Origin of the sequence: Methylobacterium carpenticola (assembly GCF_042748905.1) — a bacterium.
Taxonomy (GTDB): domain Bacteria; phylum Pseudomonadota; class Alphaproteobacteria; order Rhizobiales; family Beijerinckiaceae; genus Methylobacterium; species Methylobacterium carpenticola.
On the sequence record NZ_JBHZEO010000001.1, the window covers coordinates 5,235,999 to 5,262,025 of the forward strand.

Consider the following 26,027-nt stretch of genomic DNA (forward strand, 5'->3'; position numbering starts at 1 on the left):
CAGCCACCATCGGCTCTAGCCTCGCGGATCGAGGGCGGCGCGCAGGCGCTCGGCCAGGGCGGTGAGGGCGAGCAGCGTCGCCACCAGCGCGAGGGCCGGCGCGAGGAGCATCCAGGGCGCGGATTCGATGCTGCGCGCGCCCTCGGCGATCAGCACGCCCCAGCTCGTCATCGGCTCCTGCACGCCGAGGCCGAGGAACGACAGGAAGCTCTCCAGCAGGATCACCCGCGGGACGAGCAGGGCCCCGTAGGCCAGGACCGGGCCGAGCGCGTTCGGGATCACGTGGCGGCGCAGGATCGCGCCGGTGCCGACGCCGAGAGCCTCCGCCGCCCGCACGTAGTCCTGGCGGCGGATCGCCAGGGCCTCGCCCCGCACGATGCGCGCCATGTCGAGCCATTCCACGGCCCCCACCGCCACGAAGACCAGGGCGAGGGAGCGGCCGAACACCACCACCAGCAGGATCACGAAGAACACGAAGGGCAGGGCGTAGAGGATGTCGACGAGCCGCATCATCGCGGCATCCGCCGCCCCGCCGAGCGTGCCCGCCGCCGCCCCGTAGGCGACGCCGATGAGGAGGGCGACGCCGGTGGCGAGCACGCCCAGGGCGAGCGAGACCCGCCCGGCCACGAGCACGCGGGTGAGGAGGTCGCGCCCGATCGCGTCGGTGCCGAGCAGGAAGCGGGTCTCGCGCAGCGGCACGCGCACCGTGAGCCGGCGCCCGTCCTCCGCGCGGCCGAGCACGGCGGCCGGCCCGAACAGGTCGGAGCGCGCGAAGAAGGTCAGCACGCGGTCGTCCACCGGCCCGTCGGCGGCGAGGGTCAGCCGCAGGGCATCGGCCCCGACCGTCACGTCCTCGATCCGCACCCGCATGCGCAGGGCCAGGCGCTCCAGCGCCGGGCCGATCGTCTCGGGCCGCGGATAGACCTGCAGCGAGGGCGGCGTGCGCGGATAATCGTAGGAGATCCGCTCGTAGGAATGCCCGGTGAGGACGGGCCCGACGAGGCAGGCGAGCGCGATCAGCGCCAGCACCGCGAGGCTGAGCCGCGCCCCCCGGTCGCCCCACAGGCGCCGCCGCGCCGCCGCCCACAGGGAGAGGTCGGGCGCCGTCATGCCTGCCGCACCCGCGGATCGACGAGGGCGGTGGCGAGATCGACCAGGAGGTTGAACACGATCACGAAGACCGCGACCAGCACCACCGTGCCCATCACCAGCGGGTAGTCGCGGTTGAGGGCTCCGTCCACGAAGGCGCGCCCGACGCCCGGCAGGCCGAAGATCGTCTCCACCACCACCGAACCGGTGAGGAGCCCCGCCGCGGTCGGGCCCAGATAGGCGATCACCGGCAGGGCCGCCCCGCGCAAGGCATGGAGCGCGATCACCCGGGGCGGCAGGCCCAGGGAGCGCAGGGTGCGCATCGGCAGGGTGGCGAGCACGTCGAGGAGGGCGGCGCGGGTGAGCCGCGCGATCACGGCCGCCTGCGGCAGGGCGAGGGTGACGACGGGAAGGACGAGGTGGCGCGGCGCCCCGTCCTCCCAGCCGCCCACCGGCAGCCAGCGCAGCGAGAGGCCGAAGGCGATCTGCAGGAGCGGCGCCACCACGAAGGCCGGCACGGCGAGCCCGAGGGTGCCGAGCGTCGTCGCCGCGTGGTCGAGGAGGCCGCCCCGGCGCGCGGCGGCCACGCCGCCGAGCCCGACGCCCGCCACGAGGGCGACGAGCAGGGCGAGCCCGCCGAGCCGCATCGAGACCGGCAGCCCGCGGGCGAGGAGTTCCGCCACGCTCATGTCCCGCACCGAGAAGGAGGGCCCGAGATCCCCGGTGAGGAGCGCGGCGAGATAGCGCCCGTACTGGACGGGGAGCGGCTGATCGAGCCCGTAGACCCGGCGCAGGTTCTCCATCGCGGAGGGCGCGAGCGGCCGCTCCAGATCGAAGGGGCCGCCGGGCGCGAGCCGCACGAGGAAGAACGACAGGGTCACGACCAGGAACAGGGTCGGGATCGCCTGGAGCAGCCGGCGCAGCACGAAGCCGGTCATCGGGGCATCGCCTCAAGCCCCGGCACGGGCTCCGCCCTGGACCCGCCGGGGCCACAGGCCCCGGACTCCGGAAGCATCCTCATCCGTCGAGCCACAGGTAGCGGGTCGGTGCGACGCCGCGGATGTTGGGCTGCATCCCCTTCAGGCGCGGCGACACCATGTGCTTGTGCCGGTAATGCAGCAGCGGGATCCAGGGCAGGTCGGCGAGGAACAGCGCCTCGGCGCGGTGGAGGATGCCCGCGCGCCGCTCCAGGTCGATCGTGCCGGCCGCCTCGCGCATCAGCGCGTCGTAGGCCGGGTTGGCGTAATGCCCCGAGTTGAAGCCGTCATTGCCGCTCTCCACCAGGAACAGGAAGTTCTGCGGGTCCGAGTAATCCGCGATCCAGCTGTAGCGCGCGAGATCGAACGGGCCGCCGTCGCGCAGATAGGCGAAGTGGGTCTTGGCGTCGGTGTTGACGAAGGAAGTGGCGACGTTGAGCGCCCGCCACATGTCGGCGATCGCCACCATCATGTTCCGGTTGTTGTCGGTGGTGTTGTAGCGGATCTCCACCGCGAGGGGCTTCGCGCCGGGTCCGAACCCGGCCTCGCGCAGGAGCGCCACCGCCCGGTCCTCGCGCTCCAGCGGCGACAGCGCGCGGCCCGGCATCTCCGGCGGCGGCAGCGCGTTGTCGAGGCCCGGCGGCGTCAGCGAATAGGCCGGCAGCATGGTCTCGCCCCACACCGCCTCGGCCAGGAACTCCCGGTCGACGGCGAGCGAGAGGGCGTGGCGCAGCCGGGCATCGCCGAAGGGCGGCTTGCGCAGGTTGACCATCAGCGCCAGCACGCCGAGGGCGGGGGTGAGCGAGACCTGCGCGCCGAACCGCGCCTTCAGGGTCTTGATCTGATCCGCCGGCAGGTCGTCGAGGGAATCGATCTCGCCCGCCGCGAAGCGCCGCACCGCCGCCGCGAGGTCCGGGGTGGGGATGTACTCGACCTGCGGGATCCGCACGCCGCCCGCCGCCCGGTAATGCGGGTTGCGCAGGGCGGTGATCCGGTCGTTGGGCGAGAAGTCCCCGAGGAGGTAGGCGCCGTTCGAGACGAGGTTGCCGGGCCGGCTGAAAGCCTCGCCGTGGCGGGCCAGCGAGGGGCGGTGCACCGGCGTGCTCGCCTGATGGGTCATCAGTTCGAGGAGATAGGGCGTCGGCTGCTCCAGCTCGATCACCACCGTGCGCGGGTCGGGCGCCCGCACGCCGAGTTCCTCCGGGGGCGCCGCGCCGCGGTTCACCGCCTCCGCCCGGCGGATCGGGAAGAGCACGCTCGCGTATTTCGCGCCCGTGGCCGGGTTCAGCATCCGGCGCAGGCCGGCGGCGAAATCCTCGGCCACGACGGGGTCGCCGTTCGACCAGCGCCCGTCCGGCCGCAGGGTGAAGGTCCAGGCGAGCCCGTCCGGCGCGGTCGTCCAGCTCTCCGCCGCCCCGGCGACGAGATTGCCCCCGGCGTCGTAGCAGGTCAGCCCCTCGAACAGGTCGAGGAGGATGGTGGCCTCCGCGACGGTCGAGGTCTTGTGCGGATCGAGGGTCTCCGGATCCGCGCCGTTGCCCCGCCGGTAGACCGCCGGCCCCGCCGCGCGGGCGCGGCCCGCCAGCGCCGCGGCGCCCAGGGATGCGGCACCCAAGCCCGCCAGGAGGTCGCGGCGGCGCATGCCGCGCTCAGGCGCCGGTCTCGGCCTGGAACCCGGCGGCCTCGATCCCGGCGACCGCCGCGGTCTCGTCGTTGTCCGAGGTGTCGCCCGAGATGCCGACCGCCCCGAGGACGCGCCCCTCGCGCTTGATCAGCACGCCGCCCGGCACCGGCACCAGGCCGGCCGGCCCGGCGAGATGCGTCACCGCCGCCACGAAATAGGCCTGCGCCTCGGCCCGCGCGCCGATCGCCCGCGAGCCGATGCCGAGGGCGAGCGCCCCGTTGGCCTTGGCGGCGGCGATCTCCGCGCGCTTGAGGCTGGTCCCGTCCTCGACCCCGGCCGCCTTCAGCGCCCCGCGCGCGTCGAGCACCACGACCGCGAGCGGCTTGAGATTCAGCCCGCGTGCCGTATTCAGCGCGGTCGCCACGATGGTCTGGGCGGAATCGAGGGTGAGGTCGGACATGAAGCCTCCGCGTGTCGCCGGAGGCGGGCATAGCACAACTCCGCCGCCGCGAAATCGCCCGGGATCACGCCCCCGATCGCATCGCCGCCAGCCTTCATCGTAGAGTCACAAACTTGGCCGCAAACCGGCACAGGCCTCGCCGCCAGCCCCCTTCGATCCGGTTTCCGGACGTGATCGTCCGGAAACCGGATCACCAGCCCGTGCGGCATGTGAGCGGAGCCGGTTTCCGCATCGCGAAAGCGATTGCGCAGCAATCGCCAAGCGATCAATCGGAAACCGTAAGAGAGACTGATGAACAGGCCCCCTGACCTTCTGGCCGAAGCCCGCGCGGCAGCCGGTGATCACGACCGCCTCCGCGCCATCGCGCGGGAGAGCCTGACGGCGCGCCTGCCGTCCCTCGACGGCGTGAATATCGGCATCGTCCTGCGGGAGGCGGGCCTGCGCGCGGAGGCCCTGTCGGTCTTCGACCATCTCGGCGCCGCGGATGCGCGCGATATCCTGTCGCGCTACGAGAAGGCCATCCTCTACCTGCACGAGGGCAGCCACGCCGAGGCGCTGGGCAGCTTGCAGGAGATCCTGGCGCATCACCCGCACGAGGACCGCACCAACCTCGTCGCGGCGCGGCTCCTCCACGCGATGGGCGACCACGCGGCGGGCGACGCCGCCCTCGACCGGATCCCGATGCTCGGGCATCCGGAGCGGCAGGAGATCGAGGCCTTGGCGCGGGTGCTGCGGGAATTCGGGCGCTTCGTGGCGGAGTATCCGCGCGCGCGCGCCCTCGCCATGGCGAACGCGGTGAGCGCATCGCCCCGCTACCTCCCGGTCGGCGACGTCGCCGCCGCGGCCGCGGCCGCGCTCGAAGCCCGCAGGGGGTTCAGCCTGATCCGGGTCGGCGACGGGGAAGGGGCCTTCGCGCATCTCGGCGCGGCGGACGAGGCCCGCTTCCCGCACCTCTACCGGCACAACCGCCGTGACCGGGCGCATGTCTGGTTCGCCGGCACCATCGACGCCCAGGATCGCGGCTTCCTCGACACGGCGTTCGGGATCACGGATGCGATGCGGGAGGCCGACATCGTCGGCATGCCCTACCCGAACTGGATCCGGCACGAATACACGATCCTCAGCGTCACCGGCATCTCGACCCTGGTCAACCTGCTGCGGGTCGCACGGCCGCCCCAGGCCACGTCCTGCACGCAGTTGATCCACCTCGAGCTGCACCAGTCCGGGCTGCTCTACCGCCTGATGCGCCAGCAGGAGGCCATCGGCCTGATCGCCTGCCACCGCGACCTGCCGGCCCTGCTGACGGCCGCGTTCGGGTTCTCGGAGATCGACTACCATCCCGTGCCCGGCGAGAAGGGGCACAGCCACCTCGTGGCCGCCTCCTCGGTGGAGGGCACCCACTGGCCGGACCGGTTCCACGCCGTCATGGAGAGCCTGTCGCGGCCGCTCCACGGCCGGCTCTACCTCGTCGCCGCGGGCCTGCTCGGAAAGCTCTATTGCCGGCGCATCCGGGACAGCGGCGGCGTCGCCCTCGACATCGGCTCGCTGGCGGACGGGTGGATGGGCTTCGGCACCCGCCCGGGCCTCGGCAGGCTCGCCCTCGCGTGAGGAGGAGGCCGCCGGGCGGCCCCTATCCGCAGCACAACCTCCGCAGCCATCCCGCCTGCCGGACGTGAGTGGCCGCCCTTGGATAGCTGACCTTGGGCGGCCGACCTTGGGCGGCCGTTATCCCGCCGTCAGGCCTTCCTCCCAAACGGCCACCATCGACGCCGTCGCTTCTCCCGCCGCGCCTTCGCGTGCATGAGATCGAGCAGTTCCACGGCAACCTGCCTGGCATCCGGCAGATGGCGGACGGTTATGAAGCCGTCGGCCTTATCCATGACTTCGATACTACGCGGAAAGTAATAATTAGAACTATTGCCAGCGAGATCGTCGATGATCTTGAAATTCGAGTTGATATTATGCGTCACGTTCAGGCAGGTGATATTTCGATTTTGGCAGAATATACTTGTATGCAGGAAGGATCCCGATGATCCCATGATCGAGGTCCGACTCGCCATCAAGCCGATCTGATCATCCAAGGTGAGGGATTCGGGATGAACGATATCGACACCCTTGGATGCCAAAACGTCTTCGATCTCACGCTCGTTGACGATGACTCCGACTGCCGACTTGAGATTTGCCTTGGAATAGTAGACCGGACGGTCGCTTTGTTCGACGGAGCTCGAAGCGAGGACGCGGGCACCGATGGCCCTGCCGAGCCGACCATAGGCTTGGTAGCCGGCCTGCTGCTCTTCCAAACTCGTCCCAGGAACGATGACGGCATCCAGCCGGGTCGGGCGATCGAACGACACGAAGTCCCGCACCGACAGGCCGAGCAATGCGAAAGCCCGGGCGATGAACGGAATGCTGAACCAGAGCTCCGGCGATCCAATGCCGTGACACAGAATCTTCGTATCCGCAGTCATATTCCGGGACATATCCCAGAAGCGCGGCAGCGTATTGATGATGAAATGGCCAAAATGCAAATTGACATGACCGCCATAGACATATCTCCTGGGCGGGGCATGGTCGTCGATTTGATCGATCCTCAAGGGCGACAGCAGCAGCTGGCCGTGCGTCTCCTTGCTCACATCCCGGAAGTCCACGGCCGCCTCGATGATACGGCCATCCTGCTCGAACAATCCCCAAGCCTGACCATGGGCGTAAGGCAGATAAAAGATATCAGAAGCCGTTATCGTCAGAGGGTCCGCCTCGATGATGCGGCTCGCCCCCCACAATTCGTGACATTCATCAAGGAGCAACAAAACAACCTCTCCGATACGGGCAAAACACTCAGTATTCGAAATTCAAAAACATACGATATCTCAATATGTCACGCACAGCAACCGGCGCGCCTCTCCACTTTGGAGAAGGCTCGAATGCCACGCACTCTTAGATATCGATCCGACAGTCGCCGCGCACGGTGTCGCAGCGATGTCCCTCGAAACCGAATGGGAGAACCTTCAGCGGCCTGCGAGAACGACGGACGCTTCTCCCCCGGGCTCTTGCCGCGCGTCCGGCTGGGCGTCGGGAATTCGACAGGAGCTAACGAGCCGATGCTTCGGCATCTCGGTCCGTCGACACGAGATCCGTGCCACCCACCCGAACCCGACCGATCCGCATGCCTCAACCGCCGGAAGCGGGATTTTCTGCAATTTTCGGGGAGACTTTGCGAGATCGAAGACTTTGCGGGATCTCTGAACCCGATAGAGCGGGTCTCGCTGCGGATCTCGCTCATCGCAAGATCAATTCGGAGGATCACTCTGCGTCAGCGATCAACCCCATTGCCACTGTCTGGCACCATCCTGTCCCTCGTGAGGGAATGAGGAATGGTGCGGCCGAGAGGACTCGAACCTCCACTGGTTGCCCAACTAGCACCTCAAGCTAGCGCGTCTACCAATTCCGCCACGGCCGCGGAGCACTTCCTCGCCGGCGGGGCCGGCGGTGCGGGGTTGCGACCCGCTCTCGAAGCGTGGCGCAGCCTATAGCAGGTCGATTCCGGGGTCACAAGCGCCGAGTTCGGAAAATTTTGCGGGCTCAGGTCAGGGCAGGTCGGGGGCCTCGCTGAGGGCGGCGGCGGCGCCCTCGCCCACCTTCACGCCCGGCTCGCGCACCACCTCCGCCTTGCGGATCAGCTCGGTCACCTCGACGGAGATGCGGTTGCCCGTCACCACGATCTGCCCGCGGGCGATCGGGTGGTCGTTGGCGAGGATTTCGACCATATCGGAGTCGGTCGCCTCGAGTTCGATCACGGCGCCGCGGCCCATGCGCAACAGCATGTGGATCGGCATCCGGCTCCGGCCGAGGACGACCGTCAGATCCACCTTGAGCTCTTCGAGAACCGCCACGTGCCCCGCCTTTCCCCGCGCCGCCGCGTCGTGCGGCCTCTCGCCCGACTTTTCGTCGTCATGGTGAAGCCTTGGTAAACGACCGCCTCGCCGTCGCCCCCGAGACGATGCTGCCGCGCCCCGGCTCGCCCCCCGTCGAGTGGGCGGTGTCGGAGGGCCTGACCGACTACCGCGCGGCCGAGGCCGCCATGGAGGCCCGGGTCGCCGCCATCGCCCGGGGCGAGGCGCGCGAGCGGGTCTGGCTCGTGGAGCATCCGCCGCTCTACACCGCGGGCACCTCGGCCCGGGAGGCGGATCTGGTGGCGCCGGAGCGCTTCCCGGTCCACCGCACGGGGCGGGGCGGGCAGTTCACCTATCACGGCCCCGGCCAGCGCGTGGCCTACGTGATGCTGGACCTCAACCGGCGCCGGCCCGACCTGCGGCTCTACGTCTCCGCCCTCGAAGCGTGGCTGATCGCCGCCCTGGAGGAATTCACGGTCCGGGGCGAGCGGCGGGAGGACCGGGTCGGGGTCTGGGTGCGCCGTCCCGAGAAGGGGGAGGGGGTCGAGGACAAGATCGCGGCGATCGGCATCCGGGTCCGGCGCTGGGTGACCTTCCACGGCATCAGCCTCAACGTCGAGCCGGACCTGACGCATTTCGACGGCATCGTGCCCTGCGGGGTGCGCGGGCACGGGGTGACGAGCCTCGTCGATCTCGGCCGCCTCGTGAGCTTGCCGGAAGTCGATGCGGTGCTGCGCGCCCGCTTCGAGGAGGTGTTCGGGGAGACGGTGCCGGTTTCGGCGCCGGGCTAAAGCCGGGCGCCCCCGCCGGAGGGGATCCCGGTCCGGCAAAGGGCAGCGCGTCAGGTCGGGAGCGGAGACCGGCGCACCCGTGCGGCGGCGATCGTCCGCAGGCGCCGGAAGGTCGGGCATTCGGCGTGACTGGGAGCGGGACAGGCGGCCGCGTGGCGAAGACCGTCCCGCAGGGCGCTCAGCCGCCGGATCGTCCGGTCCAGCTCGTCGGCCTTCGCGGCGAGCCGCGCCCGATCGATCCGCGGCTGATCCTCGTGGCCGAGCATCCCGCCGATCTCGTCGAGGGAGAACCCCGCCGACCGGCCCAGCGCGACGAGCGACAGGCGATCGAGCACGTCGCGGTCGAAGACCCGCCGCAGCCCGCGCCGGCCCGACGACGCGATCAGGCCCTTCTCCTCGTAGAAGCGGAGCGTGGAGGCCGGCAGGCCGGACAGCCGCGCGACCTCGGCGATATCGATGAGACGCACGCTTGACCTCAAGTTCACTTGAGGTCGTAGCCTGCCGGCATCGCTCCAGCGACGCAAGGGAAACGCGATGGCTCAGCCGGACGGACAGGCCCAGCAGGGGCAGGCCGCCTCATGGAACGCGCGCAACGGCGAGGTCTGGGCCGAGCAGCAGGCGCTGCTCGATCGCCTGTTCCTGCCATTCGAGCAGCGCTTGGCGGGGATCGTCCGGGCCAGCGGGGCCCGGACCGTCCTCGATATCGGCTGTGGAGCCGGCGCCACGACGCTCGCGGTGGCGAGGGATCTCGCGCGGCAGGGCACCTGCTTGGCAAGTCCTTGCCCGGAGGGTCCTTGCCCGGACGGCACTTGCACCGGGCTCGACATCTCCGCCCCCCTCGTCGCGGCGGCCCGCCGCCGGGCGGCGGCGGAGGGCGCCGGGAATGCCCGTTTCATCCTCGGCGACGCGCAGCGCCATTCCTTCGCGCCGGCCGGCTTCGACGCGGTCATCTCGCGCTTCGGCGTGATGTTCTTCGACGCCCCGGAATCCGCCTTCGCCAATATCCGCCGCGCGGTCGGCCCCGGTGCCGGCCTCGCCTTCGTCGCGTGGCGCCGTGCGGCGGAGAACCCCTTCATGATCGCGGCCGAGACGGCGGCCGCGCCCATCCTGCCCGCGCTGACGCGGCGCGATCCGGCCGCCCCGGGCCAGTTCGCCTTCGGCGATGCGGATCGGGTGCAGCGGATCCTCGCGGGCAGCGGATGGCGTGACATCGACATCGCGCCGCTCGACGTCCCCTGCTCCCTCCCGGAGACCGACCTCGCCATCTATGCCACGCGCATGGGCCGGGTCGGCCTCCTGCTGCCCGACCTTGATGCCGCGACGCGGGCATCGGTCACCGCCGCCGTCGGGCGGGCCTTCGCGCCCTACCTGTCGGCTGGGGCCGCGCGATTCACGGCCGCCTGCTGGCTCGTCCGCGCCCGCGCCGGCTGATCCCCCTCACAGGACCGGCACGCCGCGCTGCTTGGCGTGGTCGCCGGGCTCGACGTGGATCGTCACCACCGCGCCCGGCAGCGCCTCCTCGATCACCCCCTCCAGCCGGTCGCAGATCTCGTGGGATTCCGCCACCGTCATCTCGCCCGGCACCACGAGGTGGAAATCGATGAAGGTCGCCTGACCCGCGTGGCGGGTGCGCACGTCGTGCGCCTCGAGGGCGCCGACCCCGTGCTCGGAGATCAGGCCGCGGATCTGCTCCAGCAGCTCGGGGGCGGCCGCCTGGTCCATCAGGCCGTTGACCGATTCGCGCACCATGCCCCAGCCCGACCACAGGATGTTGAGGGCGACGAGGGCGGCGATGGCCGGATCGAGCAGGAGCCAGCCCGTGGCGGTGGTGAGGCCGACCCCCGCCAGCACGCCCATCGAGGTGACGACGTCGGCCATCACGTGCCGCCCGTCCGCGATCAGCGCCGGCGAGCGCCACGCCCGGCCGCGCTTCAGGAGCATCCAGCCCCAGATCCCGTTGATCACCGTGGCGAGGCCGTTCACCGCCACGCCGAGGAGCGGGAGGTCGATGGGCTTCGGGTCGAGGACGGCCTCGTAGGCATCCCGCAGGATCATCACCGCCGCCACGACGATGAGCGCCCCCTCGATCACCGCCGAGAAATACTCCGCCTTGTGGTGGCCGTAGGGGTGGTCCTGATCGGCGGGCTGCGCGGCGACGCGCAGGGCCACGAAGGCGGTCGCCGCTGCCACCACGTTGACGATGCTCTCGAGCGCATCCGAGTAGAGCGCGAGGCTCCCGGTGAGCCACCACGCGCCGAACTTCAGGCCGAGCACCACCAGCCCGAGGCCGGCGCTGACCAGCGCCGCGGCTTGCGCACGTTCCATCGCAGATTGTCCGTCAAGGCGCCCCGGCCCTCGCGGGGCGCCGGCTCCATACGCGGAGCCGGCGCCGCAAGGCCACAGCACACCTCTTAGCCACGGCTAAGACGGCGCCTCACGAGAGGGCCGCCTCGCCCCGGCGCGCGGCCTCGCGCACCCGGCTGAGCTGCGCGCGGGACCGCGCCTCCGCGGCCTTGCGGGTGTAGCGGCGCTGCATGAAGCCGAAGCGGGCGGACGCCGCGAGGGCCTCCAGGCGCGCCGCCTCGGCCTCCCACCACGCCGCCAGCTCCGCATCGAGCGTCGGATGATGCGTCATCGTCATCGGCCTCCCTGGCCGCTTCCCGAGGGCCCCCTCTCGGACCAAGATGGCGTCGCCGGCTCCGCGCCGCCACGGGCCATTGATCCGCGGGCCGGATCCGTGCTGATGGCGCGCATGCGCGTGGACCTGTTCGATTTCGATCTCCCGGAGGCGCTGATCGCGCTCCGCCCGGCCGTGCCCCGGGATGCCGCCCGCCTGCTGCGGGTGCATCCCGGCGCCCCTCCGGCGGAGGCCCGCGTGCGCGACCTGCCCGACCTGCTGCGGCCGGGGGATTGCCTCGTCTTCAACGACACCCGGGTGATTCCCGCCCGCCTGCGCGGCCTGCGCACCCGGCCGGACGGCAGCACCGTCCGGGTCGAGGCGATGCTGCATCTGCGCGAGGCGCCGGACCGCTGGCGCGCCTTCGCGCGGCCGGGCAAGCGCCTGCGCGAGGGCGACCGCATCCGCTTCGCGGCCGGCGAGGCGGGCGCCGGGCCGGAGGGCACGGCCTGCGACCTCGCCCATCTCGACGCGACGGTCGCGGCGCGCGGGGAGGGGGGCGAGGTCACCCTCGCCTTCGACCTGTCGGGCGCCTACCTGGACGAGGCAGTAGCGCGGCTCGGGGAGCTGCCCCTGCCGCCCTACATCGCCGGCCGCCGCCCCGCCGACGCGCAGGACGCCGCCGATTACCAGACCGTCTACGCCCGCGAGCCCGGCGCGGTGGCGGCCCCGACCGCGGGGCTGCACTTCACCCCCGACCTCCTCGCCCGCCTCGACGCGGCCGGGATCGGACAGGCCCGCGTCACCCTGCATGTGGGCGCGGGCACCTTCCTGCCGGTGAAGGCGGACGACACCGCCGAGCACCGCATGCATGCCGAGATCGGCACGGTGACGGCCGAGACGGCGGAGCGGCTCAACCGCGTGCGCGCGGGAGGCGGGCGCCTCGTGGCGGTGGGCACGACCTCCCTGCGCCTCCTCGAGGCCGCGGCCGATCCGGACGGCACCATCCGGCCCTTCGCGGGCGAAACCGACATCTTCATCACGCCCGGCTACCGCTTCCGGGCGGTGGACGTGCTGATGACCAACTTCCACCTGCCGCGCTCGACGCTGTTCATGCTGGTGAGCGCGTTCTCGGGCCTCGACACCATGCGGGCGGCCTACGCGCATGCCATCGCGCAGGGCTACCGCTTCTATTCCTACGGCGATTCGAGCCTTCTCTTCCGGGCCGGGACCTGATGACCGACACCTTCCGCTTCACCGTCGCGGCCACGGACGGCGCCGCCCGCACGGGCGAGATCCGCATGCCGCGGGGCGTCATCCGCACCCCCGCCTTCATGCCGGTGGGCACGGCCGGCACCGTCAAGGCGATGTATCCCGAGCAGGTGAAGGCGCTCGGCGCCGACGTGGTGCTCGGCAACACCTACCACCTGATGCTGCGCCCCGGTGCCGAGCGGGTGGCGCGGCTGGGGGGCCTGCACGCCTTCATGCAGTGGCCCTACCCGATCCTCACGGATTCGGGGGGCTTCCAGGTCATGTCCCTGTCGGGCCTGCGCAAGCTCGACGAGACCGGGGTGACCTTCCAGTCGCACATCGACGGCACCGCCCACGTGCTGACGCCCGAGCGCTCGATCGAGATCCAGGGGCTGCTCGGCTCCGACATCCAGATGCAGCTCGACGAGTGCGTGCGCCTGCCGGCGGACGAGGCCGCCATCGCGAAGGCCATGCGCCTGTCCCTGCGCTGGGCGGAGCGCTGCCGCATCGCCTTCGGCGAACAGCCCGGCAAGGCGCTGTTCGGCATCGTGCAGGGCGGCGACATCCCGGCCCTGCGGATCGAGAGCGCGAAGGCCCTCGTGGACCTCGACCTCAAGGGCTACGCGGTGGGCGGGCTCGCGGTGGGCGAGCCGCAGGCCACCATGCTGGCGATGATCGAGACCGTCGAGCCCCACCTGCCGATGACGAAGCCGCGCTACCTGATGGGGGTCGGCACGCCCGACGACATCATCGAGGCGGTGCGCCGCGGCATCGACATGTTCGACTGCGTGATGCCGACCCGGGCCGGCCGCCACGGCATGGTCTATACCCGCCACGGCCGCCTGAACCTGCGCAACGCCCGCTTCGCCGAGGACAACACGCCCCTCGACCCGGAATCGACCTGCCCGGCCGCGAATCTCTACACCAAGGCCTACCTGCACCACCTCGTGCGGGCGGGCGAGATCCTCGGCATGATGCTGCTGACCTGGAACAACCTGTCCTACTACCAGGACCTGATGGCGGGCCTGCGCCGGGCGATCGCCGAGGGGCGGCTGGCGGACTTCATCGGCGAGACCCGCGAGGGCTGGGCCCGGGCCGAGCGCGACCGCGCCGGGCGCTGACGCCGCCCGCTCAGCCCGCGGCCGGGTGGGCGAGCACGCGGTAGACCCCGTCCGGATCGTCGGCGCCCGTATCGACGGCGCGCCGCAGGCCCTGGAGCACGCGGTCCGCGATGGGCAGCCGGTAATGCAGGGCGTCCCAGTAATGGACGTCCTGCGTCGTGACCGGGGAGGCGATGCGGAAATCCACCACCGTCGCCCCGCGCCGCCGGCCGATCGCCGCGACCTGCGCCTTGCAGGCGGCCTCCTGGGCGGCTTCGGGGCTGCCCGGCCGCGGCTGGATGGCGACGTGGGCGGGCATGAAGGCCACGAGCCGCAGCGCCGCCGCGGGCGGAGCCGCCAGGAGCCCGTCGAGCCATTCGAGCGCCGGGAAGGCGGTGCCGCCCGGGAGGGGCGCCTGCGCCTCGGCCATCGCCCGGATGTGGGCGGAGGCGCGCGCCGGGTCGTAGCTGGCTTCCGGCGGGGTGAAGACCTCGTAGCCGTCGCCGCGGATGCGCTCGCGCATGCGCCCGAGCCGGTGCAGCAGGACCCGCCCGGCGATCTGCACGCTCTGCAGGTTCCATTGCGCGACCAGGCCCCGCCACGCCGCATCCGCCCGGTAGAGCCAGGGCGGGAAGGACCGGAAGGTCAGCCGCTTGGCATCGGCCTGCGGGTCGCACCAGCTCGCGTCGATCCCGAGGATCATCGCGCTCGCCCGCCCGCGGGCGAGGAACAGGCGGGCGAGCTGCGTCTGCTCCCAGGGCGTCGCGGCGTTCATGGCGAGGTTGGCGAAGCGCCCCCCGAACACCCGGTCGAGGGCCCGCGGATCGAGGAGCCGCGCCGTGGAGGTGCCGAACACCGCCGCGTCGTAGGAACCGCCGCGCACGATCTGCGGGTACATGTAGCGCTGGTTGAGATCCATGATCGGCCCCGGCGCCCGGCCGGGCGCCGCCCGCAGGCCGTACGGGTCCATGGCCGCCACGAAGGCGAAGACCGCGAGGCCGGCCGCGACGGCGGTGCCGAGGACGATCCACGCGAACCGGCGCCAGGCCGCGCTCGCGACCGCCGTGCTCGCGGCCACCGCGACCGGGACCGCTGCGGAAATGGGGACGGGACGGATCACGCGCCCTCGTTCGGCGGTTGACCCCGCGGCGTCAACCCCCTACATCCGCGCCTGCTTCGTTCACGGACCGCCGGGTTGCCCGCGCCGGACCCACGCGGAAGCGGGCGCGTAGCTCAGCTGGTAGAGCAACGGACTTTTAATCTGTAGGTCCTGGGTTCGAGTCCCAGCGCGCTCACCACAGATCTCGCCCGCAAGGCCAGCGACCTGGCGGGCCCCCCACTCCCGGACCCGACTGAACTCGCGCTGTGCAGCGCGAGTCCGGGAATGCACGCGCGGATCAGGCCCTCGCGACCAGCCGCAACGAGCGCGGCGCTTCACGGACGGACGGCGCGGTGGCTTGTCCCCGATTTCGATCGGGAAGCGGGTAGCCGAGGAACCAATCGGCCTGGACCGTCAGCCGCCGGCCCACGGGCAGCACGGCGTTGCCGTCCGTCCAGCGCTTCGTCCCGCAGGGCTCGACCGGATGCCAGCCCGCGGTCAGGCCCGCATCGTCCAGGCGCAGGGAGGCGCCGTCCAGCTGGATGTCCGCGATGCAGACCCCGAGCCGGCGGGGATCCTCGTTGTCGGCGATCCAATGCGCCGGCACGGACGAGCGCGAAACGAGGCGGAGCGCCTGAACGCCATCCGGCACGTCGAAATCGAACCGGCGATCGCGGATCGCCGTGGGCGTCAGGACGCATCCATCCGCCATCACCTGCAAACCGGGATCATCCGTGCGAGGCGCGCCCCGGTGCTTCGCGCGTCCGATCAGCCATGCTTTCACGGCGTGCAGGCGCGGGCCGCCGACGACGTGAGGCGCATGGAGCGGTGCCTCGTTCCCGCCCGGGTCCCTGTGATCGCCCCAGGTCTCGCCGCCGACGAAGAACCGATGCAGGCCGCAATCCCGGTAGCTTTCCGCCGGCATGCCGTTGGCGATCAGGACATCGTGATCGTCGAGCTCGACGTGCCAGTAATCGACGGAGCCGACGTCTTCGCGCACGATCGTCGCGTCGTTGACCAAATGCTTCGCCGGGATGAGAACATCATCGAAGAACAAGCAATGATCGGGGGAGACGACGAGATCGGCGTCGGGGAGGCCCGGGGCCATGGCGCCCGCCCGAATGCGGACCGGCAGCACGGTATCGGCTGCCGGGTAGCCGGCACAGTCGACCGTCCTGCGGCCGATCCAGCGCACGGGCCGCAGCGCGCCGGCCGCCGTGAGCGCGAGATCTCCCACGGCGAGCTGCTCGATGGCAAGGTCGCCCCGCGCCGTGCGGATCCGCGTTCCGCGGCCGAAGCACACGGGCGGCGACGCGTTGAGCACGAGATCGCCCGTCGTGGCCGCGCCTCCCGCCAGGGAGCCCCCGGCCTGGACGTAATAGGTCTGCCCCGCCGTGGCCGTGAAGTTGACCTGGGAGGTTCCGCCCGGCGGAAGCGGCCCCTGGCCGATGTCGTCACTGACATCGAGTTCGGTCAGATTCCCGTAGGACACGGGCTGCGACGGATCCGTGACCCGGAAGACCTGAAGGGTCGTATCGTAACTCGAGCCGAGCGTCGTCAGGGTGACCGGACCGTCGGTCTGCGCCGCATAGGAGAACCAGACCGTGCTGCCGACGTCGAGAGGCACTTCCGCGCTCACGTCTTCACCGGCCGCCACCGTCGCGCCAGCCGTGTTCTGACTGGTCACCGCGGCGGTGATCGGGACGGCGTTGGCGAGCTCATCGTTGGGTGGAAGGGGGCCTGACGCCATCGGAAATCCTCCCTCGCAGCATTGTTACGGCGATCGTATCACCCGCGAGCCGGAAGGATGTATCCCATCTACATCACCGGTCGTCTAAATGCGGGACCGATCAGAAAATCGGGCACGAACACGCATCATCATATGATAATCTGAGCCGGCAACCCGCGGATTTATCGAGAAGTTTTTCAAGACCCGATTGCACATCTGTCGATGTTCGAGGCGAGGGCAGCGGGGGGCGGGGCCCGCCCCCGGCGCGGCGCTTCCTCGCCGGAATACGGGAAAGGCCGGGGCCTGCGCCCCCGACGTGCGTCAGCCGGCCCGACACGCGAGGGTTGCGACCCTGGCGCGTCATCCGCTAAGCATCCTTCGCCGACATCGTCGCCCGTTCAGTGGCGGCACTGATTCAGGAACAAGAAGCTGAAGCAGAACTGCCCAGGCATGTCTGCTGAAGTCTGGCGCTCGACCAGACCAGCCAAGTCGCGAGGAGGTGCGCTGTGACGACGCGTCAGTGGGTCCTTGATCGGCTCTGGAACGGGGCCGATCCCATCGCTGCCTTTCCCCGTCGCGTCTACGGCGTCGACCACCAGGGCTGGAACAGCGACCACGGCTATCTCGCCGAGGCGGTCGACGCGGTGCGGCCGCGCATCGTGGTCGAGGTCGGGGTCTGGAAGGGCGGCTCGGCCTCCATGATGGCCGCGCGGATGAAGGAACTTGCGCTCGACGGCGTCGTGGTCGCCATCGACACTTGGCTCGGCGCCTCGGATCACTGGCTCAACCCCAGCTTCCACCAGGAACTCCGCTTCCGCGAAGGCTATCCGAGCCTGTACCACTGCTTCCTGGCGAACATGCTCGACAAGGGGCTGGAGGACTACATCGTTCCGCTGCCGCTCGACAGCATCAACGCCTTGGTCGTGCTGAAGGAGCGCGGCATCACGCTCGACGTGCTGCACATCGATGCCGGGCACGACTACCGGTCCGTGACGAACGACCTTCATGCGTGGTGGCCCCTGCTTCGCCCCGGCGGCGTGCTGATCGGGGATGACTATCACCGCGACCGGGCGCACTGGCCGGAAGTGGCGGCGGCCGTCGACGATTTCTTCGCCGAGACGCCGCACGAGGGCTTCCGCGCCGATTGGGGCAAGTGCTACGTGCGCAAGCCCGCCGCCGGCACCGCGTCGTGAGCGCAAGGGGGGCGCATCGGCTCCTCGGCGCGCTGGTCCTGAGCACGGCCTCCTGCCTGGCTCCTTCGGCCGGCCGCGCCCAGGCGATCAATCCCCTCCATCTGGACCAGCTGACCGTTGCCGGAGGCCGGGTCCCGAACGCCGCGAACGACGCGGTCGATCTCTCGGCCGCGAAGCCTCCGGGGACCTTCACGGCGCCGTTCGCGCTCTACTCCTTCTGCTCCGATGTCGGCTGCCTGCCGGGCGACCGGCATCGGGCCCAGTTCCTCAACCGCTGGGTCTCCCGCTACGGGGCCGACCGGCTCGAATACGGCGCCGTGTTCGACGGCCGCATGGATACCGGCCGCGCCGACCCCTGGGCGCCGAACACGGCCTATCGCGTCGGCCAGCAGATCGACACGAACGGACAGGGCGACGCGGCCATCTTCGAGGTCGTGGCGGCGGGGACCTCCGGGCCGACATCCGCGTCCATGCCCCGCGGCACGGGCCAGAGCATCCCCGACGGCAGCGTGCGCTGGCGCCAGCTCGGCTTTGCCGGCACCAACGCCAAGGCGGTGCTCGGCGTCTCCGGAATCGTCGGCCCGAACGGCGGACGGAGCTGGGGGATCGTCAACGATCTCATCCTCAAGCCGGACGCCCAGCGCGCCTTCGCCGCCGCGATCGAGAGCGACTTCGGGAACGAGAGCGGTCCCTGCGACCTCGGCCGTCATTCCTGCTACAACATCTTCCTGTACGGGCTGTCCTCCTTCACCTCGACCGCCCTGATCGCCGCCGGAACGCCGAACACGGGGCCCGGCAAGGATTACCATTTCGGCCTCTGGCTGAAGGGCGCCCACCTCGTTCAGGACGTGTCGATCCTCGACGAGACCGAATCGGCCATCGGCCTGCGCTTCGCGAACGGGTCGCACGCCGTCGGCACGATCGTGGACGAGACGGTCAGCCCCGCCTCGGTGCATGTGCAGGGCAGCCACTCCACCGCGGCCTTCGTCGACACCTCGCACAGCGCGAGCGCGCTCCTGGCCAAGGGGCAGTACGGTTATGCCGTCCTCAACACGCAGGGCGCGACGGGTCCCGGCGGACGCTATGCCCTGACCCTGCAGCCCGGGCAGCTCGTCTGCTTCGCCGGGCAGGAGGCCTGCGTCGGATTCGACGCCCGCAGCGGCAAGCTCGCCTTTCAGGTCGGCGGGCAGACCGTGTTCAGCGTCGACAAGGCCGGAAACGTCCGGGCCAGGGGCACGATCGCGCAGGGCGTCGCGCCGTGACTCACAGCAGGGCATGGACCCGGTCGATGCCCCGCCGCGCCAGGACGAGATGATCCTCGCGGGCGCAGCAGAGATAGTTCAGGGCACCTCGGTTCGCGCCGTGCTGCGCGAACCATCCGGGAATGCCCTCGGCCTCCACGGGCGGGGTCATCGTCAGGCCCTCGTCGTCGATGCCCCACATCCGATAGCCGTGCGGGGCGAGGAGCGCGTGGCAGCGCTGAAGCAGCTCGGCGGAGGCGACCTCCAGAAACAAGGTCGGCCGCGCGCGCAGGCAGAGCGACATCCCGCGCAGGGCCTCCTCCTCCAGGCCCTCGACGTCGATCTTCATCAGATCCGGCTCGGTGACGCCGGCCTGCGCCATGATCGCGTCGACCGGGGCGCAGGCGACGATCTCGGTCCGGCTCACCGCGCCACTGCGGTTGAGCGAGGCGCCGGTGTCGAGCAGGTCCGCGCCCATCGGCACGAAGAGGGGCAGCGTCCCGATCTCGGCCGAGACCGCGTAGGGCACCACGCGGCTGCGGTCGCAGCCGTTCCACACCATGTTGTTGTAGAGGCGCGCCCGGCTGGCCGAGTTCGGCTCGACCGTGACCACCCGCGCCTCGCCGGACGCCTTGTGGGCGAGGAGCGTATAGAGACCGGTGAACGCCCCGATATCGGCGATCTGCCGGCACTCGCGCGCGAGCGCCACCCAAGCCGCGACGCTCGCCGCCTCGTAACTGTCGGGTCCGAATGCGTTGTAGATCAGCGCGACACCATCGTCGTTCGCCATGAACATGGCGACCACGACATCGTCGACTTGGACGTGCACCCATCCGGCGTAGGGATACTGGGACCAGAACTGAGCGCAGGCCCGATCGTGGATGGACATCGGACGGTAGCGGTAGCCGGGCTGCCGCCACGGCCTCGCCGCCAGCGCCCGCTCGCTCATGGCCATGATCTCGCCCGCCCGCGTTCCAACGAGGTCACTCATGCCCTAATCCTTCTCACTCGCGCCGCCGCCCCCGATTGCGCCCGCAAAGCGCGGAGGTCAGTCCTCCCGGCGCAACACCTTGAGCCCGACACCTTGGCAGCGCTTGTTCGGAATTGACAGTCCTGCTATCAGCTCAGGGGAGGGACGCCTAAACATAGGTTGATAACAAATTATTCATTGATGGATTGAGGTATTTTCGTGGCGAAACCAGTACTCTACACGATCAAGAGAACTGGAAAGCGCTGCTGTTCGACTTAAATCCGCGAGTCCCGCCCTCATGCGCCCAAATCGGCGCGGGCGGTCAGGAAAGCCGATCGCGACGGTCCGAATGGTGGTGCTGCGCTTCGAGAGCGACAGAGGTGTCTATGCCCGTTGACGCGCGCAAATGCGTTCCTTCTTTGGCCGCTTTGAAGGGCGAGGAGATCGGCACGCCCGTCGTGTCGCTCGATCTGTTCGACACGGTGATCAAGCGCAAATACCTCGCGGTGAACGAGGTCCACGACACGGTCAGCGCCTACCTCCTGGCTCGTCTGGGGCAGTACGGGACGCAATCCCCCGGACACCTGACGCTCACGCGCTACAACATCGGCAACTTCCTGAAGATGTCGCCCCACGCGGCGATGGAGGAGCCGAGCCTGGGCGCCGTGTGGGCGCACGTCCTCGCCTCGCTCCGGGGCCGCTCGGCGGGCGATGCGACGATCATCGACGACGTCATCGCGTTCGAGTTCGACCTCGAGCTTCAGAACCTGGACCTCGTCCCGGGCGCTCACGATCTGCTGACGCGACTGCGGGCGGCCGGCAAGCGCGTGGTCGCCGTCTCGGACATGTATTTCAGCCAAGTGCAGATCGAGACGATCCTCGATCGGCTCGGCATCCTGCCGCTCTTCGAGAAGGTCTACGTCTCGGTCGATGTCGGGCTGACCAAGCAGACGGGCCGTCTGTTCCGCCACGTGCTGGCGGATCTCGGCCTCTCGCCCGCCGACCTGCATCACGTCGGCGACAATCCCCATTCCGACATCGCCATGGCGCGCGAGATCGGGCTGTCCGTCACGCAGGTCGAGCAGCACGAGCTGCTGCACATCGAGCGTCCGGTCTACGGCCGTAGGCCGGACATCCACGACGAGATCTCCGACCTCATCAAGATCTTCCTGCTGCAGGTGCTGTTCAGGGCCCTGAACAACGGCACGGACCGGATCTATTTCATGAGCCGGGACGGGCTGCTGCTCCACGAGGTGCTCCGACGCTGGGACTGGCCGCTGGTCGGTCGCCACCTCGACCGGTTCCCGAAATCCGACCTGTTCCTGAGCCGCGCGATGTCCTGCTGGCTCGCCCTGAACTTCCAGGGCGACTGGCTGACCCAGGCGGTGGGCTTCGCGTTCTGGCTCTGCCACGGCAGCGCGACGCCGGGGCAGCTCTCCACGCTGCTCGGCATCGAGGAGGTGCCGCCGGGCCTGGAGGACAAGGTCTACGATTCGGCGAGCGACACCGTCGTGGTGGTCCACGCCTACCGGGCCGCCGGCCTCGCCGAGCGGATCCGCGCGGCGGTGCTGGAGAAGCGCCGGCTCGCGGAGGGATACCTCACGGAGGCCGGCCTCTTCTCGGGCCGCCACATCACGCTGTGCGACATCGGCTACTCGGGCACCGTCGCGCGCGACCTGAACAGCTTCTTCCTTCAGGAGAGCCTCCGCCCGGAGGCGCCGAGCCCGCCGAAGGTCGAACTCAACCTGATCTCGACCAACGGGAATTACGGGCGGAACGCCGTCCTGGCGCAGCCCTACATCCATTTCGGCAGCAAGGTGATCCTGCCTGCCGACCGGCTGCCGGACGCCCTCGCCGACAGCTTCGCGTGGCTCGAGATGTTCTTCAAGCACCCGAGCTACGGCCCGCTGCGCGGCTACGTGCGGCGGGGCGGGCGGGTCGAGCCGGATTACGACGCCGCGCCGCCCGCAGGTGGATTCCATCCCGGCACGGCCGTCCTCGCTGCGAGCGCGCCCAAGCCGGAGGACATCGTCCTGCTCTGGATGGCGAGCCAGGAGTTCTGGGGCCAGTTCGTCGATCCCCTCGTGGCGCGCTTCACCGCTCCGGACCTGGACACGGTGAGCCAGATGCAGGCGGAGATCTACGAGGAGGACGCGGTCAGCGGGCGCAAGCGCTCGGTGATCCTGGTCAGGCCCGACCTCTCCGCCGCGGAGATCTACCAGCTCGCCAAGCGCAAGGATTACTGGATCCCGGGATCGATCCTGGCGAGCGCGCAGCAGCGGACGCAGGCGCCGGCCGAAGCCGGCCCGGGCGAGGCCCCCGCCGCGGTGAGCGGGACGCCCGCCGTGGTGACGGCGGCCGCGCGGCCCCGACGCACCTTCGCCCTGCGCTCGCTCGAAGGCCTTCTCAGGACCCGCACGATCCGGCGCTCGATCAGCAACCGGTTCCGGCCCGGCCGCCGCGAGATCGGCCGGCCCGCGATCGACCATGCGTTCTACCGGACGCACCACCCGGACCTCGGCTCCTTCGACGACGCGGCCCTGGAGCGGCACTACACCGAGTACGGTCGCGAGGAAGGCCGGTTTGCCAATCCCGAAGCGCTGATCGCCCATCTCGAGCGGGAGCACGGGGCGCTGCCGGCGGATTTCGACGCCCAGACCTACGAAACGCTCTACAGCGACCTGGCCTTCGCGCATGAGTGGCAGCTGAAGGTCCATTACCTGGTCTTCGGCCGCCGCGAGGGGCGGACCTACCATCCCGGCTACGGGCTGATCGATCGGGAGTTCGAGGATCTCGTCCGGGCCGGCGACGTTCCGCTGTCGGCGGAGGAGCGGGCGGCCTGGGAGCGCGGGATCCCCGCCCGGCAGCTGATCTTCCGCCGCGCCGGCCTCAAGCCGGGCCCGTGGCTCGACCTCCTGCATGTCGGCGAGTTCCAGGCGCTCAACCACGCCTGGGCGGGCCGCCTGCGGTCGCGCATGCACGCGATCGCGACCTTCCTCGACCGCGGGGTGGCGCGGCTCGCCCCCCTGTCGCTCGGGGCCCGGTTCGATCCGGCCTACTACGCGAAGCGGCATCCGGACCTCGCCGAGGCCACGCCGGAGCAGGCTTACCGGCACTGGCTGCAGCACGGGGCCGGGCAGGGGGAGGTGGCCTGCGAGGACGACCGGCTGTTCCAGCTCGTCGGCGAGCGCGTGTTCCCGGCCGCCTTCCGGCCCGACCGCTTCGCCGAGCGCCATCTCGCGCCGGGCGAGGCGGGCGAGACCGTCGACCGGGTCGAGCTGCTCGCCCGCTTCCTCGACGGCGCCTACACCGCCTATACCGACCTCGCCGAGGGGCCCGGCGCCGCGCGGCTGTGGGAGATCGCCGGGCGCCGGGCGCTCGTCGGCGGGCGGCTCGACGAGGCGCGGCGGGCCTTCGAGAACGCCCTGGAGAGCGGCGGCGCGCCCGGCCGGATCTGGCACCAGCTCGGCGACGTCGCGGCCGGCCAGCATCGTCTCCACGATGCGCTCGCCTGCTACGAGCGGGGAGTCGCGGCTCCCACCCCCGACCGCTGGTCCTTCGTCAACGGCGCCCGCATCGCCGCCGACCTCACCTATTTCCCGCAAGCCCTCGACCTCGTCCGGGCCGGCGCCGCGCCCTGGGCCGGCAAGGAGCCGTGGCGGCGCGTCCGCGACCACGTCTACGAGGCTTGGTTCGAGCACACCGTCCGCACGCATCGCGGGGACGACGCGCTCCTCGCCGTGGTGGCGGAACTGACGCGCCTGATCGGGGCTGAGCTGCCGTCGACCTTCCGTCTCGCTGCGGCGGACGGCCCCGCGCTGATCCTGAGCGGGCGGGAGCGGAGGGAGCTTCCGCCCGAGGCCGTCGCGCGCGCCGAGGCGGCTTTCGGGGCGGAGATGGGCAGGACCGCCCGGCTGTTCCCGCTCGACGAGGCCGCGGGCTTCACCGGCGCCCTTCCGGGCGCGGGGCTCGCGGTCTTCCACGAGACGCGCCCGCGTCCGGCGACGCTCCGCGCCGTGCAGGCCGCGCGGGCGCTCGGCATCCCGACCGTCTACTGGGCGGGCCCCCTCGACGGGGCGGACGTGCCGGCCTTCCGCGACGCGGAGGCCGCGCGCCTCGCGGAGCTGCTGGGGAGCCGGCTCGCCCGCGCCTTCATGGCCTTGTGCGACCAGGGCATGGCGACGCTGCCCGCGGCGGCGGCGGTGCTGGAGCGCGCGACCGCGGGCGGCACGGCACGGCTGGTCGGCCGGCTCGCCCGGTCGTTCCGGCGCCCGCGGCTCCCGGCGGAGGCCCTCACCCTGGCGGTCCGGCTCCCGCCGCACGGACACGACGAGGCCCTCGCGCGCGCCTGGGCGGCGGTGGAGGCCCTCCTGTCGCAGCGCGCGACGGTGTCGGTCCTGCTCGACCGCAGCGCGGTGCCGCCGCAGGATCTCGCGCGCTTCGGGGCGCGGCTGAGGACGGCGCAGCTGCGAGCGACCGACGCCACATCCGTCTGGCTCCTGCAGGAAGCGGACGGCTTCATCGATTTCGGCCCCGAGGCGCCGGAGGGGAGGGGCGAGCCGCTCGCCGGGCGGCTCGACGCGGCCGCCTGGGGCCTGCCGGTGCTGGCGGTCGGCGAGGCCGCGGCGGGCGACGGGGGCCCGACGATCCCCTGGCAGGATGCCGTGCCGGCGCTGCTGCGCTTCGCCGACGATCCGGCTTGGCGCGAGGCGGCCAGCCGGGCGGCGCGGACCGGCTTCGCGTCCCGCTTCCTCGCCCCGCCCGCGCCCGCCCGCGCGCCGCAGCCGGGCCCGGCGCGGCCCCGCATCCTCTACGCCAACGTGTTCTTTCCGCCTCAGACCGTGGGCGGCGCGACGCGGGTCCTCAAGGACAACATCGACTACATCCTCGACCATCATCACGAGGCGTTCGACCTCGCGGTCCTGACCTCCGACGACGAGAACGACCGGGCCGGCGCGGCGCGGGTCGACGATTACCGGGGCATCCCGGTGCTGCGCATCGCCACGCCGCAAGAGATAGACATGGACTGGCGGCCCTACAACGCGCAGGTCTACCGCCACGCGCTCACCGCACTGGAGACCGTCCGGCCCGACCTCGTCCACATCCATTGCCTGCAGAGGCTCTCGGTCGCGGTCGCCGAGGCCTGCCGGACCCTCGGCATTCCCTACGTCGTGACGCTCCACGACGCGTGGTGGCTGTCCGATTTCAGCTTCCTCATCGACGAGGACGGCCGGCTCGCGACACCCGCCCCCGATCTCCTGGCGCAGCCGCACTCGGCCCGCATCGGCCTCACCGAAAGCGCGTCGCGCGGGGCGCAGCTGCGCGATGCGCTCGGTGCGGCGGCGGCGCGGCTCGCCGTCTCCGCGCCCTTCGCGGAGATCTACCGGGCCTGCGGCTTCGACGTCGCGGTCGTGGCGAACGGCGTGTCGCGGCTCGAGCCCGCACCGCGCGCGCCGGCCGGGCCACGCGTCCGGCTGGCGCATCTCGGCGGCACGCAGCACCACAAGGGCGCCTACCTGATCGAGGCCGCCCTGCGGCAGAACGCGTTCCGCAACCTGAGCCTGACCCTCGTCGACCTGTTCCGCGACGACGGCGACGTCTCCCACACGATCTGGGGCACGACGCCCGTCACCATCGTGGGCAAGATCCCCTCCGGCCGGATCGAGGAGACCTATGCGCGCAGCGACGTGGTCCTCGCCCCGTCGATCTGGCCCGAGAGCTTCGGGCTCGTCTCGCGCGAGGCGCTGAGCGCCGGGTGCTGGGTGGTGGCGAGCCGCCTCGGCGCCATGGGCGAGGCGGTGGTCGAGGGCGAGAACGGCTTCCTCGTCGACGTGACGCGCCCGGACGACCTCGCACGCGTGCTGCACCTGATCGACTCCGACCCGGAGACCTACACGCGCAGCCCCGCGCGCCGGCCCGACCTGCGGACGGCGGACGACCAGTCGCGGGATCTCGTCGCGCTCTACAGGAGGATGCTGGCGGGAGAGCCGTGAGCC

General features: G+C 71.0%; 20 protein-coding genes and 2 tRNA genes. 9 read left to right on the forward strand and 13 right to left on the reverse strand.

Annotated features, from left to right (window positions below; all coding sequences use genetic code 11):
• Positions 1–15: 15 nt before the first annotated feature.
• From ACE101_RS24345 to ACE101_RS24360, 4 genes are all read right to left on the reverse strand, one after another.
• Positions 16–1,110: an ABC transporter permease gene (locus tag ACE101_RS24345; protein WP_379135191.1), complete on the reverse strand. Its 1,095-nt coding sequence runs from the start codon at positions 1,108–1,110 to the stop codon at positions 16–18.
• Positions 1,107–2,027, reverse strand: coding sequence for an ABC transporter permease (locus tag ACE101_RS24350; protein ID WP_379135193.1), 921 nt, complete (start codon positions 2,025–2,027; stop codon positions 1,107–1,109). The genes ACE101_RS24345 and ACE101_RS24350 overlap by 4 nt, the downstream gene beginning before the upstream one ends.
• A 79-nt stretch (positions 2,028–2,106) precedes the next feature.
• A complete protein-coding gene (locus ACE101_RS24355; protein ID WP_379135196.1) occupies positions 2,107–3,708 on the reverse strand; it encodes a peptide ABC transporter substrate-binding protein in 1,602 nt (533 codons plus the stop codon).
• A gap of 7 nt (positions 3,709–3,715) precedes the next feature.
• Complete coding sequence (locus ACE101_RS24360) at positions 3,716–4,150, reverse strand: GlcG/HbpS family heme-binding protein (protein WP_379135199.1); 435 nt, start codon at positions 4,148–4,150, stop codon at positions 3,716–3,718.
• Between the two features lie 291 nt (positions 4,151–4,441).
• On the opposite strand from ACE101_RS24360, the gene ACE101_RS24365 reads away from it, so the two are divergent.
• Positions 4,442–5,758 (forward strand): GT-D fold domain-containing protein, encoded by a 1,317-nt coding sequence (locus tag ACE101_RS24365; protein WP_379135202.1) that lies wholly within the window; start codon positions 4,442–4,444, stop codon positions 5,756–5,758.
• A gap of 128 nt (positions 5,759–5,886) precedes the next feature.
• Here the strand turns inward: ACE101_RS24365 and ACE101_RS24370 are convergent, their stop codons facing one another.
• The 3 genes from ACE101_RS24370 to ACE101_RS24380 form a co-directional block, all read right to left on the reverse strand.
• Positions 5,887–6,954 (reverse strand): glycosyltransferase family 61 protein, encoded by a 1,068-nt coding sequence (locus tag ACE101_RS24370; RefSeq protein WP_379135204.1) that lies wholly within the window; start codon positions 6,952–6,954, stop codon positions 5,887–5,889.
• Between the two features lie 568 nt (positions 6,955–7,522).
• Positions 7,523–7,607: transfer RNA gene (locus ACE101_RS24375), tRNA-Leu, on the reverse strand.
• 127 nt (positions 7,608–7,734) lie between these two features.
• Positions 7,735–8,040, reverse strand: a complete 306-nt coding sequence (locus tag ACE101_RS24380; RefSeq protein ID WP_379135207.1) for a FliM/FliN family flagellar motor switch protein — start codon at positions 8,038–8,040, stop codon at positions 7,735–7,737.
• Between the two features lie 107 nt (positions 8,041–8,147).
• On the opposite strand from ACE101_RS24380, the gene lipB reads away from it, so the two are divergent.
• Entirely contained in the window at positions 8,148–8,831 is a 684-nt protein-coding gene (gene lipB, locus ACE101_RS24385; RefSeq protein WP_379138900.1) for a lipoyl(octanoyl) transferase LipB, read from the forward strand.
• A 50-nt stretch (positions 8,832–8,881) separates the two neighbouring features.
• Here lipB and ACE101_RS24390 read toward each other — a convergent pair whose 3' ends face one another.
• The gene (locus tag ACE101_RS24390) at positions 8,882–9,298 is read right to left on the reverse strand and encodes a helix-turn-helix domain-containing protein (RefSeq protein ID WP_379135209.1); all 417 of its coding nucleotides are present in this window, start codon (positions 9,296–9,298) and stop codon (positions 8,882–8,884) included.
• A gap of 67 nt (positions 9,299–9,365) precedes the next feature.
• Between ACE101_RS24390 and ACE101_RS24395 the strand changes: the two genes are divergently transcribed.
• Positions 9,366–10,262, forward strand: coding sequence for a class I SAM-dependent methyltransferase (locus tag ACE101_RS24395; protein WP_379135212.1), 897 nt, complete (start codon positions 9,366–9,368; stop codon positions 10,260–10,262).
• Positions 10,263–10,268: 6 nt separating this feature from the next.
• Here the strand turns inward: ACE101_RS24395 and ACE101_RS24400 are convergent, their stop codons facing one another.
• Positions 10,269–11,156, reverse strand: a complete 888-nt coding sequence (locus ACE101_RS24400) for a cation diffusion facilitator family transporter (protein WP_379135215.1) — start codon at positions 11,154–11,156, stop codon at positions 10,269–10,271.
• A gap of 109 nt (positions 11,157–11,265) precedes the next feature.
• Positions 11,266–11,466: a hypothetical protein gene (locus tag ACE101_RS24405; RefSeq protein ID WP_379135217.1), complete on the reverse strand. Its 201-nt coding sequence runs from the start codon at positions 11,464–11,466 to the stop codon at positions 11,266–11,268.
• Between the two features lie 117 nt (positions 11,467–11,583).
• Here ACE101_RS24405 and queA point away from each other — a divergent pair, with 117 nt between their 5' ends.
• Both queA and tgt read left to right on the forward strand, forming a co-directional pair.
• On the forward strand, positions 11,584–12,684 hold the full coding sequence (gene queA, locus ACE101_RS24410) for a tRNA preQ1(34) S-adenosylmethionine ribosyltransferase-isomerase QueA (protein ID WP_379138903.1): 1,101 nt from the start codon (positions 11,584–11,586) through the stop codon (positions 12,682–12,684).
• Entirely contained in the window at positions 12,684–13,820 is a 1,137-nt protein-coding gene (gene tgt, locus ACE101_RS24415) for a tRNA guanosine(34) transglycosylase Tgt (RefSeq protein ID WP_379135220.1), read from the forward strand. Before queA ends, tgt begins: the two co-directional genes overlap by 1 nt.
• A gap of 10 nt (positions 13,821–13,830) precedes the next feature.
• On the opposite strand, the gene ACE101_RS24420 is transcribed toward tgt, so the two are convergent.
• Complete coding sequence (locus tag ACE101_RS24420) at positions 13,831–14,919, reverse strand: hypothetical protein (protein ID WP_379135222.1); 1,089 nt, start codon at positions 14,917–14,919, stop codon at positions 13,831–13,833.
• 102 nt (positions 14,920–15,021) lie between these two features.
• Here ACE101_RS24420 and ACE101_RS24425 point away from each other — a divergent pair.
• Positions 15,022–15,097, forward strand: a tRNA-Lys gene (locus ACE101_RS24425).
• A gap of 99 nt (positions 15,098–15,196) precedes the next feature.
• On the opposite strand, the gene ACE101_RS24430 is transcribed toward ACE101_RS24425, so the two are convergent.
• Positions 15,197–16,648 carry a Hint domain-containing protein gene (locus ACE101_RS24430; protein WP_379135224.1) on the reverse strand — a complete coding sequence of 484 codons (1,452 nt, stop codon included), beginning with the start codon at positions 16,646–16,648 and terminating at the stop codon, positions 15,197–15,199.
• 485 nt (positions 16,649–17,133) lie between these two features.
• Here ACE101_RS24430 and ACE101_RS24435 point away from each other — a divergent pair, with 485 nt between their 5' ends.
• Both ACE101_RS24435 and ACE101_RS24440 read left to right on the forward strand, forming a co-directional pair.
• Positions 17,134–17,820 carry a class I SAM-dependent methyltransferase gene (locus ACE101_RS24435; protein WP_379135226.1) on the forward strand — a complete coding sequence of 229 codons (687 nt, stop codon included), beginning with the start codon at positions 17,134–17,136 and terminating at the stop codon, positions 17,818–17,820.
• Complete coding sequence (locus ACE101_RS24440; RefSeq protein ID WP_379135229.1) at positions 17,817–19,082, forward strand: hypothetical protein; 1,266 nt, start codon at positions 17,817–17,819, stop codon at positions 19,080–19,082. Before ACE101_RS24435 ends, ACE101_RS24440 begins: the two co-directional genes overlap by 4 nt.
• 1 nt (position 19,083) lies before the next feature.
• Here the strand turns inward: ACE101_RS24440 and ACE101_RS24445 are convergent, their stop codons facing one another.
• Positions 19,084–20,052 carry an FkbM family methyltransferase gene (locus ACE101_RS24445; protein ID WP_379135232.1) on the reverse strand — a complete coding sequence of 323 codons (969 nt, stop codon included), beginning with the start codon at positions 20,050–20,052 and terminating at the stop codon, positions 19,084–19,086.
• A gap of 437 nt (positions 20,053–20,489) precedes the next feature.
• Here ACE101_RS24445 and ACE101_RS24450 point away from each other — a divergent pair, with 437 nt between their 5' ends.
• Positions 20,490–26,024: a glycosyltransferase gene (locus ACE101_RS24450; protein WP_379135235.1), complete on the forward strand. Its 5,535-nt coding sequence runs from the start codon at positions 20,490–20,492 to the stop codon at positions 26,022–26,024.
• The last annotated feature ends 3 nt before the right edge of the window (positions 26,025–26,027 follow it).